Here is a 552-nt window from a genome sequence, read left to right on the forward strand (position 1 = left end):
GCAAAATGACCCCGTAACTTCGGGAGAAGGGGTGCTCATTTGGGTGAATAGCCCGGATGAGCCGCAGTGAATAGGCCCAGGCGACTGTTTAGCAAAAACACAGGTCTCTGCGAAGCCGCAAGGCGAAGTATAGGGGCTGACGCCTGCCCGGTGCTGGAAGGTTAAGAGGAGGGGTTAGCTCACGCGAAGCTCTGAATCGAAGCCCCAGTAAACGGCGGCCGTAACTATAACGGTCCTAAGGTAGCGAAATTCCTTGTCGGGTAAGTTCCGACCCGCACGAAAGGCGTAACGATCTGGGCACTGTCTCAACGAGAGACTCGGTGAAATTATAGTACCTGTGAAGATGCAGGTTACCCGCGACAGGACGGAAAGACCCCGTGGAGCTTTACTGTAGCCTGATATTGAATTTTGGTACAGCTTGTACAGGATAGGTAGGAGCCTGAGAAACCGGAGCGCCAGCTTCGGTGGAGGCGTCGGTGGGATACTACCCTGGCTGTATTGAAATTCTAACCCACGCCCCTAATCGGGGCGGGAGACAGTGTCAGGTGGGCA

1 rRNA gene is annotated in these 552 nt (G+C 54.9%); it reads left to right on the top strand.

The window, feature by feature from the left end:
• Positions 1 to 552, top strand: a 23S ribosomal RNA gene (locus GY24_RS17320); the annotation flags it as partial.

Source organism: Microterricola pindariensis (assembly GCF_002936985.1).
GTDB lineage: Bacteria > Actinomycetota > Actinomycetes > Actinomycetales > Microbacteriaceae > Microterricola > Microterricola pindariensis.